12 protein-coding genes are annotated in these 13,259 nt (G+C 48.0%); 7 read left to right on the top strand and 5 right to left on the bottom strand.

Annotation, left to right across the window (positions count from 1 at the left end):
* Positions 1–35: 35 nt before the first annotated feature.
* Complete coding sequence (locus tag ABT58_RS10245) at positions 36–329, bottom strand: winged helix-turn-helix domain-containing protein (protein WP_047874312.1); 294 nt, start codon at positions 327–329, stop codon at positions 36–38.
* 174 nt (positions 330–503) lie between these two features.
* Between ABT58_RS10245 and ABT58_RS23710 the strand changes: the two genes are divergently transcribed.
* The 6 genes from ABT58_RS23710 (at position 504) to ABT58_RS10220 (ending at position 6,905) form a co-directional block, all read left to right on the top strand.
* Positions 504–641: a periplasmic nitrate reductase, NapE protein gene (locus ABT58_RS23710; RefSeq protein WP_107205014.1), complete on the top strand. Its 138-nt coding sequence runs from the start codon at positions 504–506 to the stop codon at positions 639–641.
* 102 nt (positions 642–743) lie between these two features.
* Positions 744–3,236, top strand: a complete 2,493-nt coding sequence (gene napA, locus ABT58_RS10240; RefSeq protein ID WP_047874311.1) for a nitrate reductase catalytic subunit NapA — start codon at positions 744–746, stop codon at positions 3,234–3,236.
* Positions 3,237–3,249: 13 nt separating this feature from the next.
* On the top strand, positions 3,250–3,702 hold the full coding sequence (locus ABT58_RS10235; protein WP_047874310.1) for a nitrate reductase cytochrome c-type subunit: 453 nt from the start codon (positions 3,250–3,252) through the stop codon (positions 3,700–3,702).
* A gap of 11 nt (positions 3,703–3,713) precedes the next feature.
* Positions 3,714–4,295 carry a NapC/NirT family cytochrome c gene (locus ABT58_RS10230; protein WP_047874309.1) on the top strand — a complete coding sequence of 194 codons (582 nt, stop codon included), beginning with the start codon at positions 3,714–3,716 and terminating at the stop codon, positions 4,293–4,295.
* A 305-nt stretch (positions 4,296–4,600) separates the two neighbouring features.
* Entirely contained in the window at positions 4,601–5,563 is a 963-nt protein-coding gene (gene lpxL / locus ABT58_RS10225) for an LpxL/LpxP family Kdo(2)-lipid IV(A) lauroyl/palmitoleoyl acyltransferase (RefSeq protein WP_047874308.1), read from the top strand.
* A gap of 412 nt (positions 5,564–5,975) precedes the next feature.
* Positions 5,976–6,905 carry a Kdo(2)-lipid IV(A) acyltransferase gene (locus ABT58_RS10220; protein ID WP_047874307.1) on the top strand — a complete coding sequence of 310 codons (930 nt, stop codon included), beginning with the start codon at positions 5,976–5,978 and terminating at the stop codon, positions 6,903–6,905.
* A 340-nt stretch (positions 6,906–7,245) separates the two neighbouring features.
* On the opposite strand, the gene ABT58_RS10215 is transcribed toward ABT58_RS10220, so the two are convergent.
* The 3 genes from ABT58_RS10215 to ABT58_RS10205 form a co-directional block, all read right to left on the bottom strand.
* Entirely contained in the window at positions 7,246–8,544 is a 1,299-nt protein-coding gene (locus tag ABT58_RS10215; protein WP_047874306.1) for a serine/threonine transporter, read from the bottom strand.
* Positions 8,545–9,115: 571 nt separating this feature from the next.
* Positions 9,116–9,598 carry a YajQ family cyclic di-GMP-binding protein gene (locus ABT58_RS10210; protein WP_047874305.1) on the bottom strand — a complete coding sequence of 161 codons (483 nt, stop codon included), beginning with the start codon at positions 9,596–9,598 and terminating at the stop codon, positions 9,116–9,118.
* A gap of 77 nt (positions 9,599–9,675) precedes the next feature.
* A complete protein-coding gene (locus ABT58_RS10205) occupies positions 9,676–10,746 on the bottom strand; it encodes a 3-deoxy-7-phosphoheptulonate synthase (RefSeq protein WP_047874304.1) in 1,071 nt (356 codons plus the stop codon).
* Positions 10,747–11,144: 398 nt separating this feature from the next.
* Between ABT58_RS10205 and ABT58_RS10200 the strand changes: the two genes are divergently transcribed.
* Positions 11,145–12,047 carry a putative PEP-binding protein gene (locus ABT58_RS10200; RefSeq protein ID WP_047874303.1) on the top strand — a complete coding sequence of 301 codons (903 nt, stop codon included), beginning with the start codon at positions 11,145–11,147 and terminating at the stop codon, positions 12,045–12,047.
* A gap of 107 nt (positions 12,048–12,154) precedes the next feature.
* Here ABT58_RS10200 and ABT58_RS10195 read toward each other — a convergent pair whose 3' ends face one another.
* Positions 12,155–13,237 (bottom strand): acyltransferase, encoded by a 1,083-nt coding sequence (locus tag ABT58_RS10195; protein WP_082211057.1) that lies wholly within the window; start codon positions 13,235–13,237, stop codon positions 12,155–12,157.
* Positions 13,238–13,259: the final 22 nt, after the last annotated feature.

Below are 13,259 nucleotides of genomic sequence, written 5' to 3'. Positions count from 1 at the left end.
ACCGCATTCGTCACTTTTGTTTCTGCTCTTAAGGCTTAGGGGTAATCCAGTGTGGATTTAATCTCACTGAGGTTATCGGCGATCCACTGTTTGTTGATCGCCCCCCAATCCACAATCGCATAGTGACCGGTTCGGTTACGCGCTCCCTCTTCCTGCACAAACTGACAGTGAATGTCTAATTCCGCCAAACTCTTAATAGTGTCTTGTGCGGTGCGTCTTGGCATGCCTGTGAATGACATGATCCCCGGCACACTTGCCACCCCTTGTTCAATTAAATACGCCACATACAAGCGACGGTAAAAACTGGTCTTGGTTTTGCTAATGCTCATCACGTGGATCCTTTTCCGTGAAGTTTTAGGCGCTTACCCCTCAGCGTAACACACCTATTGCCGCCTTCGGGCAAGCTTATACGTTATTTTTGCTGATTTTGGTTTTCTGATGAGGTTATCAATTTCTCAGAAGCTAACTAGAGTTAACAGTATCAAGCTTGATTGGGGGACGTAATGACTGACGATAATCGACAGCGTGCAGAGCTAAAAGCCTTCTTGTTTATCACCATTATCTTGTTTCCAATCTTGGCCGTTGCAGTAGTGGGCGGTTATGGATTCTTTGTGTGGTTTTTACAAGTGGTGACGGCGTAACTTGTTGAGCGTACTTGTGCTGCCAGCCAGAACCTGAAAGCTGTACCAGAAAAACTACAAGAACAAAGACAAATAAACACAACGAAGCAGAGTGAGGGAGCAATGAAGTGTTCTCGTCGTAAATTTCTTAAGGCGCAAGCTGCAGCTAGTGCGGCAGCAGTGGCCGGTATATCGATTCCCGTGTCAGCCAGTAATGTGGTCACGGATGCCAGTAAAACCCAGATAACGTGGCGTAAAGCCCCTTGTCGATTCTGCGGCACCGGGTGTTCGGTGAACGTGGGGGTGAAAGACAATCACGTTGTTGCCACGCACGGGGATATTAAGTCTCCGGTGAATCGTGGGCTCAATTGTGTGAAAGGCTATTTTCTTTCCAAAATCATGTATGGGGATGACCGTTTAACGCAGCCTTTGTTGCGCATGAAAGACGGCAAATATGACAAGAATGGTGATTTCACCCCGATCAGTTGGGATCAAGCATTCGATATCATGGCTGAGAAATGGAAAGCGACCCTGAAAGCCAAAGGGCCAGAAGCCATCGGTATGTTTGGTTCGGGACAATGGACCATCTATGAAGGGTATGCGGCGTCCAAATTAATGAAAGCCGGGTTCCGATCCAACAATATTGACCCCAATGCGCGCCATTGTATGGCCTCGGCGGTAGTAGGGTTTATGCGTACTTTCGGGATGGATGAGCCCATGGGGTGCTACAACGATATTGAGGCGGCCGATGCCTTCGTGTTGTGGGGCTCGAACATGGCAGAGATGCATCCTATTTTGTGGACGCGTTTAACCGATCGTCGGCTGTCCAATCCGGATGTGAAAGTGGCGGTGCTCTCCACCTTTACTCATCGCAGTTTTGAGCTCGCTGACATCCCGATTGTTTTTACGCCGCAAACCGATCTCGCTATTCTGAATTTCATCGCTAATTACATCATCACCAATAACAAAGTGAACCAAGACTTTGTCGGTAAGCATGTCAACTTTAAACGCGGTGCGACAGATATTGGTTATGGTTTACGCCCTGATGATCCTCTGCAGAAAAAAGCCAAGAATCCGGACAGTGGCGCGGCAGAGCCGATGAGCTTTGAGGAGTACAAAGACTTTGTGTCTGAGTACACGGTAGAGAAAGCCAGTGAGATGTCGGGTGTCTCTAAAGAAAGGCTCATTGAATTAGCCGAGTTGTATGCCGATCCGAAGGTGAAAGTGACCTCTTTCTGGACCATGGGCTTTAACCAGCATACCCGTGGAGTGTGGTGTAATAACCTTGTTTACAACATCCACCTGTTAACCGGGAAAATTTCCACCCCAGGGAACAGTCCGTTCTCGTTAACCGGTCAACCTTCTGCCTGTGGTACCGCCCGTGAAGTCGGGACCTTCTCCCACCGATTACCTGCTGATATGGTGGTGACCAATCCCGAACACCGTAAAACCGCTGAGAAAATCTGGAAACTGCCGGAAGGGACCATTCCAGAAAAAGTCGGCGCACATGCTGTGTTGCAAAACCGTATGCTGAAAGACGGCAAAATTAATGCCTACTGGGTACAGGTGAACAATAACCTGCAAGCGGCGGCCAATATCAATCAGGAAGCTCTGCCGGGGTACCGTAATCCTGAGAACTTTATCGTGGTGTCCGATGCTTACCCGACCGTGACTGCACAAGCGGCTGACTTGGTCCTGCCGTCTGCCATGTGGGTAGAGAAAGAAGGGGGCTACGGCAATGCGGAGCGACGTACCCAGCTGTGGCATCAAATGGTGCAAGCACCGGGTGAGGCGAAATCTGACTTGTGGCAGTTGATGGAATTTTCCAAACGCTTTACGACCGATGAAGTGTGGCCTGCAGAGTTATTGACAGCGAACCCGGAATACAAAGGCAAAACCCTGTTTGATGTGTTGTTTGTGAATGGACAGGTGAACCAATACCCGTTGGACGATATACCTAAAGATGTAGCCAATAATGAAGCGCAAGATTATGGCTTCTATGTGCAAAAAGGCTTGTTTGAAGAATATGCGCAGTTTGGCCGTGGTCATGGACATGATTTAGCGCCGTTTGATCGTTACCACGAAACCCGTGGTCTGCGTTGGCCGGTAGTGGATGGCAAAGAAACACTATGGCGCTATCGCGAAGGCTCTGATCCTTACGTGAAAGAAGGCGCGGGGTTTGAGTTCTATGGCCATAAAGACGGTAAAGCCATTATTTTTGCCTTGCCCTATGAGCCGCCGGCAGAAAGCCCGGATGAAGAATACGATTTGTGGCTGTCCACTGGCCGCGTACTGGAACACTGGCATTCCGGTTCTATGACCCGCCGTGTCACGGAACTATATAGCTCATACCCTAATGCGCAGGTATTCATGCATCCTGATGATGCCAAAGCGCGAGGTCTACGCCGAGGAGATGAGGTGAAAGTGGTGTCACGACGCGGAGAGATCCTGACCCGGGTAGAAACACGCGGCCGAGATAAACCACCGAAAGGCTTGGTGTTTGTGCCGTGGTTTGATGCCAGCCAGCTGATCAATAAAGTCACACTGGATGCGACCGATCCCTTATCGAAACAAACGGACTTTAAGAAATGTGCCGTGAAAGTGGTGAAAGCCTAGGAGGGAACAAAGCATGAAGACCATGATTGCAGTGTTTATCGGGCTATTAATGGCAACATTTGTGGGTGCCTCGGTCATTGAAGGGGATGACCTGGCCACCCTGCGTCACTTTGCGCTCAATGGTGAACCTGAGCCACCTGTGATGAGTAAAACCATCAATAATGATCGGATCCCGGCGCGCAGTTATCCGATGCAGCCGCCCGTCATCCCGCATAAGATCGATAATTACCAAGTTGATTTGAACGTGAACAAATGCATGGCCTGTCACGCGCGTAGTCGTGTGGAGGAGACCCAGGCGAGAATGATCAGTGTCACTCACTATATGGATAGAGACGGTAACTTTCTGGCAGAGCTGTCGCCACGGCGCTACTTTTGTCAGCAATGTCACGTAGTACAAACCGATGCAAAACCCTTGGTGGGCTCTACGTTTACCGATCTCGATACGCTGCTCGATGAAGAGAAATAAGGAGGAGGCGTATGTGGCAATGGTTAAAGAAATGGTGGGCCTTGCTGCGCTCACCGGCCAAGTATTTCAGCCTGGGTTTTCTGACGCTGGGGGGATTCATTGCTGGGATCATCTTCTGGGGGGCGTTCAATACCGGTATGGAATTCACCAATACCGAGACGTTTTGTGTCAGCTGTCATGAAGACAATGTGTATCAGGAGATCCAAGGGACGATCCACTTTAACAATCGAACCGGGGTGCGGGCGATATGCTCAGATTGCCATGTTCCTCATGATTGGACCGATAAAATGGCGCGTAAGATGCAGGCTTCTAAAGAGGTATGGGCGTGGGTAACTGGTGCCATCAATACCCCAGAAAAGTTTGAAGCACGCCGGTTACACATGGCCGAACGTGAATGGACAAGGATGAAAAAGAATGACTCGTTGGAATGCCGCAATTGTCATGAGTTCAGCTACATGGACTTTACTCAACAATCGCAACGGGCGTCAGTACAGCACGCATCGTCATTAGCCGATGGTTCTAAGACGTGTATTGACTGCCATAAAGGCATTGCGCATCACTTGCCTGATATGAAAGGAGTGGAAGGTTTTTAGTGAGAAGGCATTGAGAAAAATCGCGTATAACGTGAATCTTTCATTAAAAAAACGGTTATTGCTGACTCGTCGATTGTTTATTGAGCGCAATGGCCGTTTTTATTTCGCCTTTTTTACCGAAAAGATGACAAATTTTCAGATGTTTATTGTACGAGTTTGTATTTTTTAGTGGTATCTCGCTAATCGTCTTTTCTGTTGTTGATTTTGCTATTTTTTTCATGCTGCACAGCGTATGATTCGAGCACTATTTGGCTATCTTGTATCACGCATTTAGCCTGTTTGAGTTTATGTTTTGCGGTTCCTTTATGAGTAAATCTATCGCGCCTCGTTTTACTTGGCGGTTTTTAACGCCACGCTATTGGCCAACGCTGTTGCTGAATCTGGTGATGTACCTGATCAGTTGGTTGCCGTATAGCTGGTTACGTCGTATGGGGCAGGGAATTGGCCGCTTAGCGTTACGTTTAATGAAAAAACGTCGCTTTACGATTGAACGGAATCTTGAGCTATGTTTTCCAACAATGTCTGCCGATGAACGCGAGGCGATCATCAAGCAGAATATCGATAACGCAGGTCTTGCTTTGTTTGAAACAGCAATGGCTTGGTACTGGCCGGATTGGCGTGTGAACCGTCATGTGCGCATCGAAGGCATGGAGCACATGGAGCGTTTGGAGTGTGAAGGCAAAGGCGTATTGTGTATTGCGGTACATTCTATGAACTTGGAATTGGGTGCTCGTGCGTTTGGTATTCACAAGTCTGCCAGTGGTGTTTACCGACCAAACAACAACCCGTGTTTTGACTACTTCCAGTACAAAGGACGTTCTCGTTCTAACCGTACCTTGATCGATCGTAAAGATGTAAAAGGCATGCTGCACACACTGTCTAACGGTGGCCGTGTTTGGTATGCGCCGGATCATGATTACGGTATGCGTCGTGGTACCTTCGCCCCGTTGTTTGCAGTAGAGAAAGCCTGTACCACAACAGGCACGAGTTTGCTGGTGGACAACAGTGGTTGTGAAGTGCTGAGCTTTACGATGGTACGTGAATCCGATTCTGGACAGTATGTGATTCGCATTACGCCAACCTATGATGATTTTCCTCGCGACGATTTACAAGCGACCGCTGAGTATGTGAATAAGGTGGTGGAATCATCGATCATGCAGGCGCCAGAACAGTACATGTGGTTGCATCGTCGATTTAAAACACGCCCGGAAAGGGAAGCGTCGTTGTACACGAAAGAAGAGCCGACCCTGACGCCGCGCTCGGCGTAATCCATTCACTCCTCTATGTGAGCAGTAATATCTGAAAGCAAGCCATTGGCTTGCTTTTCTTTTATCTGTTGTTATTTTTTCCTGCTTTCCTGCTTTCCTGCTTTCCTGCTTTCCTGCTTTCCTGCTTTCCTGCTTTTTGTTGTTGATCACGTAGAGAGGGCGCTCAATGAAAGCGTTGCGTCAAATGTGCTACAAAATCCACCATTGCACGACAGAGTGTGACTAAAATCTCACCATTGGCTTAATGCAAGCTGAAAACGTGAAGAACAGTTTTCAAACGGCTTGAAGATAAAAATCTCTGACAATAAGATTCAGTGTTCAATAAATTTCCGTATGCAAATATGTATGTGGCAACGTATTGATTCAGCTAACATTGAATACGGAATAACAATAATAACGGGATCTGAATGTCATGAGTAAGTTCATCGCACCCACTTTCAGTAAATCATTATTGCATCCACGCTATTGGTTAGTATTGCTCATGGTGGGGATCATGTACCTGCTAAGTTGGTTGCCGTACTTTATCCAGTTTCGTCTTGGGCAGGGCTTAGGGCGCTTGGGCATGCGTCTGGTCAAAGGGCGTAAAGCCACTATTATTCGTAACCTTGAATTGTGCTTTCCTGACATGTCAGAGGAAGAGCGCAATGCGATTGTTAAAAAGAATATCGACAATACCGGTCTGGCACTGTTAGAAACCAGCATGGCATGGTTCTGGCCAGATATTCGGGTAGAGCGTCATGTGAAATACGAAGGTCTAGAGCATATCCACCAACTAGAAGCGGAAGGTAAAGGGGTATTGCTCATTGCTGTCCACTCTTTAAACCTTGAGTTAGGTGCACGTGCCTTTGGTATGCAAACGCCGGGGGTGGGGGTATATCGCCCGAACAACAACCCGTGTTTTGATTACTTCCAATATAATGGCCGTTTACGTTCAAATAAGTACATGATTGACCGTAAAGACGTGAAAGGCATGTTGCATGCGCTACGTAGTGGTGAGCGTGTTTGGTATGCACCGGATCATGACTATGGTCGCCGACGTTCGACGTTTGCGCCACTGTTTGCGGTTGAAAATGCCTGTACAACGACAGGTACCAGCTTGTTGGTGGATGCGTCGCATTGTGCCGTCGTACCTTTTGCAATGATCCGTAATACGGATTCGGGGCAATACACGTTAAAAGTGTTCCCGCCGTTAGATAAGTTCCCGCACCATGATCCGGATGCGGCTGCAGCGTACGTGAATAAGGCTGTTGAACGTTCGATTATGGAAGCGCCCGAGCAATACATGTGGCTGCACCGTCGCTTTAAAACGCGTCCTGAAGGCGAGCCGTCACTGTATAAATAATCGCTGCACGAATATCGTTTCTGAGTCGTCAGACTGACAAACAGAGATAATTCATAGAAAGCACTTCTCACTTTGGTGATGAAGTGCTTTTTTTATGTCCGAGTTCTGAATTGCTAGGTGCGAGTCCCGAGTCCCGAGTCCCGAGTCCCGAGTCCCGAGTCCCGAGTCCCAGAATTCTAGGCTCGAGATTCGAGTATCTAGGTTCGATGATCTAGGTTCAGATTAAACCCACGGCAGAGAGCGTGCAGTATTGCGAAACATAAAAAAAGGGCGACCGTATGGTCGCCCTTGGTATTTGTGCGAGTAGACGTCATGTCACTTGCAGCAATTATGCGTTTTCTTACTGTGCTAGCGAGTAGAAAATCGCAGACATAGAAATCAGACCGATGATCACAACGAATACGTTGCTGATCGCGCCTGAGTACTTGCGCATCGCTGGTACTTTCTTAATCGCGTACATAGGCATGATGAACAGCAGCATAGCGATAATTGGACCGCCTAGGCTTTCAATCATACCTAGGATGCTTGGGTTGATAGTTGCTACCGCCCAAGTGGTTACCAGCATGAACAACGCAGTGATGGTGTTCAGTGTTTTGTTGCTCACTTCTTTACCACGACCACGTGCCACTTTCAGCATCAGACCGTTCATGCCTTCACTTGCGCCCAGGTAGTGGCCAAGGAAAGACTTAGTGATTGCAATGATAGCAACGATTGGCGCTGCGTAAGCAATCATCGGTGTGTTGAAGTGGTTAGACAGGTACGTCAGGATAGACACGTTCTGTGCTTTCGCTTCAGCAAGGTTCGCCGGAGACAGGCTCAGTACGCAGCTGAATACGAAGAACATTACCGTCACAACCATCATGATGTGGCTGCGTGCCAGAATGCGTGAACACTGTTTCTCAGCCTGCTCACCGTATTCTTTTTGCTTAGCAACTGCAAAAGACGAGATCACTGGTGAGTGGTTGAACGAGAATACCATTACCGGCAGGATCAGCCATACCGCCATGAATACGGTTGATAGACCGCCTTCTGCTTGGGTTGGGATCACGTGATCGAAAATCGAGCCGTTCCAGTAAGGAACAAGGTACATCGCCAGCATCAACAGTACTGCTACGAACGGGAAGACCAATACGCTCATCGCTTTCACGATCAGCTGCTCACCCAAACGTACAATCGCCATCAGTGCAACGATCAATACGAAAGCCAATACCGCACGCGCAGGTGGTTCAATGCCCAACTGGAACTGCATGAAGCTTTCAACGGTGTTGGTTAGCGCAACGCTATATACCAATAGAATTGGGTAAATGGCGAAGAAGTACAGCAGGGTGATCACTTTACCCATACCTGCACCGAAGTGTTCTTCTACCACTTCCGTGATGTCAGCACCCGGGTTAGAGCTTGATAGTACAAAACGTGTCATACCACGGTGTGCAAAGTAAGTCATTGGTAGCGCAAGAATTGTCATCACCAACAGTGGGATCAAACCGCCCACACCCGCGTTAATAGGCAGGAATAGCGTACCTGCACCCACTGCTGTACCGTACAGGCCTAGTACCCATACCGTGTCGCTTTTGCTCCAACCGAGTTTTTTGTCACCTACGGCTTGAGTTGAGGCAGTCTTGTTTTTCACAGAGTCCATTATGGACATCTCCTTTTTAGGTATATGTAAATAGCCTACAAAGGGTTCTCGCAGTGTATCTTCCATGCTTTGTCATGACGACAATATCAATGACAAAGGAATATGAGCAGGATGCAGACGAAAAACGGTCGCATTCACAGTGAACATGGTGGGCGTGTGAGGGAAAGAAACACATCACATGAGTAACGTGGTTCTGAGGATGTCCGGTATCTTCAGGTGCAATTCCATGCAAGCACGCGCCTTGAGCTAGATCAGCGCCATGTCTGCTCGATATCTCTTAATGTATAAAACCTTTAAAACAACAAATTGAACCCTAGATAGGACAGCGGGGGAGTATAGGGGAATATCCTCATCAGACCTATGGTTTTCCACTTTCAGGGCGTCTGATTGCACAAATATCAGAAATCATGGTTACATTCTCATCAGATATTTTATGACGCATTGTCACAAAAATGGCGCGAATGAGTCAGAAAAAAAGCGGAAAATCGCGATGGTGAAAGGAATGTGAAGAAATAAAAAAGGAAAAGCCGAAGCTTTTCCTTTCCATTTTGGTGACTCATTATGCAATAAATCAGTCGCGGAAGTTGTCAAACTGGAATGGCTGACCGAAATCCCCTTCGCGGATCAGTGCCATAACCGCTTGTAGGTCATCACGCTTTTTACCGGTAACACGGATTTTTTCACCCTGAATCGCCACCTGTACTTTCATTTTCGCGTCTTTGATGGCTTTAACGACTTTCTTTGCAATCAGGCTTTCAACGCCTTGCTTGAAGGCCACTTCTTGGTAGAAAGTTTTACCTGAGTGAACGATGTCTTTCAGGTCCATGGCTTTCGCGTCTACACCGCGTTTTGCCAGGTTCGCACGGAAGATGTCCATCATCTGGTTGATCTGGAAATCAGATTCCGCAGACACTTTTACGACTTCTTTGCTCAGGCTGAAACTTGCATCTACATTGCGGAAGTCAAAGCGGGTTGCTAATTCGCGGCCAGAGTTATCTACCGCATTCTTCAGTTCAACGTTATCAACTTCAGAAACAATATCAAAAGAAGGCATGGGATTAATCCTAAATGATTACACTATAAAACAGTGATGATTATATTGTGTCTCGTCGGTGTCGACGAGACCGTTTATTATTCAGAAAGTGTCTGGCGTGTTGCGATAGCGTCAGCCAGCATGTCCAGCATGGTGACGGTGTCTTCCCACGCAAGGCATGGATCGGTAATCGACTGACCGTACGTCAGCTTATCCAAGTGGTTCACGTCAACCGCTTGGTTACCTTCGACAATGAAGCTTTCTGCCATGATACCGGCAACCTGTGTGCTGCCTGCGATAATTTGTTGGCAGACGTCGGCCGTCACGTCTAACTGGCGCTTGTGCTGTTTCTGGCAGTTGCCGTGGCTGAAATCGACCACCAGGCGCTCTGGCAGGTTAAAGCTGGCGAGTGTGTCACACGCCGCCGCAACGTCTTCACGGTGGTAATTTGGCATCTTGTTACCGCCACGCAAAATCACATGGCCATAAGGGTTGCCAGAGGTACGGTAAATCGTCATTTCACCGTGTTTAGACGGCGAACAGAACACATGCGATTCACGGGTCGCGCGGATTGCGTCGACAGCGATTTGAATATTGCCATCCGTACCGTTCTTAAAGCCGACAGGACATGATAGGGCAGAGGCCATTTCACGGTGAATTTGCGATTCGGTTGTACGTGCGCCAATGGCACCCCAGGTGATCAGATCGGCCAGATACTGACCCGTGATCATATCCAGGAACTCGGTCGCCGTTGGCATACCCAGGCCATTGATGTCCACCAGCAATTTACGGGCGGTGTGGAGGCCTTTGGCGAGATCAAGGCTACCGTCGAGGTTAGGATCCGACACAAGCCCTTTCCAACCCACAACGGTGCGTGGTTTTTCAAAGTATGTGCGCATCACAATGAAAAGTTGATCTTTGTATTTGGCTTGAACGTCAAGAAGACGCTGGGCGTAATCAATAGCAGCATCAGTGTCATGCACTGAGCAAGGGCCAACGATAACAAGAAGGCGACTGTCATTGCCGGTCAGAATGGCTTCAACCTGACGGCGAGCGTGAGCGATGTGATCCGCAATGGCATCAGTGATGGGAAAAGCGGCTTCGACCTCGGCAGCCGTCGGCATAGGACCTAAGCTCACGGTGCGGAGTTCATCTGTTTTCATTGGCATAGCAGTTGCCTATCTCGGTATTACAAAAATTAACGACGCGTAAAGATAGCCCAAAAGGCGTCAGGAATAAACCAAACTTGTGATATAGCTTAGTTTTTTATTCTTAACCTCTGTGCATTTATTCAAATTTTAGCCAGTGAGATCAAACTACGACGGATTTTAACACCGAGTAAAATGATGTAATTGGCATGAAAACCGTTGAAAAGCCCTTAATTATGCGTATTGAGTAACTAAAATCGCAATATTTGCTATTGGTGCTTGCGTCCGTTCTGGCGAGTGAGTATGTTGGCTTGTTAGGCAAGGAAGTAAAGCGACAGAGGTTGTCGGCATAGCATCGACTGCGGTACGTGTGGTTTTAACTTTCTGATTTTGCGGTGAATTAAGTGGTATGGTGCCTTATGACAAACAGTGCTCAGTCAGATTTACAGGTTTTAACATTGCTCCAGTCTTCTGCCCAGTTACCGGCGGTGGGTAAAGATATCGGTTTGTTTTCATTGGATGATTTTATTCAGGAATTATCTATTCATCCTTATGCAGCAGCATACAGCACCTTGCTGCCGGCACCGACGCAGCACGCTTTACTCAGCCAGTGTGACAATAATCCTGCCGAATACTTTGTGTCTATGCTGACGGCACAACTTGTCAATGCGGCTCAGCAAGTGGGTGACATGCCGTTGTATGTGCGTATGACGGGCGCGGACTCACAAGCACGCCAAAGCTTATTAGGTGCCGAATTAGAAGCGGCAGAAGTGAATCCCTTACTGGGTCAGCGTGGCGTGTCCCGATACGCAGATGCCCGTTTTCGTCATAGTTTTGAACTTGAGTGTGAAGCCATTAAGCGCGCCCGAAACGATGCTGGGATGAAAAACATTGAGTTAGTGATCCCGTTTGCGCGTACATTCAGCGAAGCGGCCACGGTGATTGATTTGCTGGCAGAGCAGGGGCTATGTCGAGGCGCTCAAGGCTTAAAAGTGCATTTGCAGGTTGCATTGCCTGCGAACGCGTTATTGGCGGACAAGTTCTTGCAGTACTTCGATGGCCTGGTAATTGATATCGATCAGATCGCGCAGTTCACATTGGGGCTGGATTTGGCCCATCCGGCGTTGGATTATTTGTATGACCGTCAAAACGATGCGGTGATTGCGTTAGTCAAACAGGCATTGGACGCCGCAATGGCGGTTGATAAACCGTGTCGCGTGATGAGTCAGTTTATTCAGTCATCGCCTAATTGGCAGGCGTGGTTGCAAGAGCAGGGGATCACCCGTGTGATCACCTACGCAGCGTCAAGCGATGCTGAATAAGAGGCATGCCAATAATAGACAGTACAAAAAAAAACCGGCCAGTGCCGGTTTTTTTATATCTCTGTTTTGTATTGCTTTAATTGGCCTTGAGCAGAGCCGTAACCTTGCTAGGCCTCTTGCTGTGTGTTTTCTTGCGGTGTCATTCGTGCCGTATTAGTGCCTTGTGGTTGTCGTAATAACCATGTGCTCAATGGACTGCGTTCGATTAATACCACGAAGCCATAAGACGCACTGATACCCAGCAGAATCAACAGAATATCTTTGATATAGATGTTGAGTCCCAGCAGAGGTAACAGGTTCATCAGGGTGATCAATACCATCAGATGACACAAATAGACCCCTAACGTCCGCTGACTCAACCATGTGATTTTGCTTGATGCGCCCAGAGACGCGTAACCTGCCAAGAATAAGAAAATGCCCGCCGCCCAGAATGGCGTGCCGATCAGATAGTCATGTTCAACAAACCGCATGTCGTAACGGGTCAGGAAAAACGCTTCTGCAAAATGCATCATCATGCCCACTACTGCCAGCATAATCGCAACCGGGCGAGAAGCATGGATGTTGTGATGACGGAACGTATAACCGACTGTCAGCAAAAGGGTGCTGAAGAACGGCCCGTTGCGGGTAAAAATCGGCGCTTCTGTCATGAAAATGGGTTCATAACTGCCCGCCGATAAGCCATATGCATAGAAGGTTAAGCCAATAGGCAACAACCACTTTTGTTGCTTCATGTAGCATAGCTGTGCCATCACCGCCAAACCGCACAATAAGCCTGGGATATACCACAGATGGACCAATCCACCTTCAAATAGCGTATTGAGTGATGAAGAGGCTAAGTACGACCAGTACGGCATGCGCTCTGCCAGATAGCCTTGCTCGATGACCGTGCCAAAATTAAAAGGAAATAAAAGATAAAGTGCACTCCATACCAGCCATAATTTCATCAGCGGTGAGGCGTATTGGCGAAACGTCTTCCATGGGGCTCTTTGCAGCTTAGGCATGATGAAATAGCCCGCCATAATAAAGAACAGCGGCACGGCAAAGCGACAAAACTGGTTGAGTATCATCCCTACCCAAGGCTGCTCATCGAATTGTGGTGCTGTCATGAAAGCTTGAGAGTGAAGGGTAATAACCGCAAAGAGAGCGGCAACACGTCCCCATTCAAAGCTCGCAATACGATGTGTATTCATAAATCCTTAAACCAATGTGTGA

The sequence above is a fragment of the Photobacterium aphoticum genome, assembly GCF_001029435.1.
GTDB classification, from domain to species: Bacteria; Pseudomonadota; Gammaproteobacteria; order Enterobacterales; family Vibrionaceae; genus Photobacterium; species Photobacterium aphoticum.
Note: the sequence above shows the minus strand (reverse complement) of the source record. Positions and strands in the feature narration are given on the sequence as shown.